Below are 222 nucleotides of genomic sequence, written 5' to 3' on the forward strand. Positions count from 1 at the left end.
GACGTTGATAGGTCGGGTGTGTAAGCGCAGCGATGCGTTGAGCTAACCGATACTAATGAACCGTGAGGCTTAACCTTACAACGCCGAAGGTGTTTTGGCGAAGAGACAGACACGATTTTCAGCCTGATACAGATTAACAGAATTTGCCTGGCGGCTTTAGCGCGGTGGTCCCACCTGACCCCATGCCGAACTCAGAAGTGAAACGCCGTAGCGCCGATGGTA

2 rRNA genes are annotated in these 222 nt (G+C 52.7%); both read left to right on the top strand.

The annotated features are described in order from the left end of the window. Nucleotides 1–77: ribosomal RNA gene (locus ACDO57_RS23400) — 23S ribosomal RNA — on the top strand; the annotation flags it as partial. Between the two features lie 69 nt (nt 78–146). Beyond that, nucleotides 147–222: ribosomal RNA gene (gene rrf / locus ACDO57_RS23405) — 5S ribosomal RNA — on the top strand; the annotation flags it as partial.

Source organism: Enterobacter cloacae complex sp. 2015409 (assembly GCF_041365315.1).
GTDB lineage: Bacteria > Pseudomonadota > Gammaproteobacteria > Enterobacterales > Enterobacteriaceae > Enterobacter > Enterobacter pseudoroggenkampii.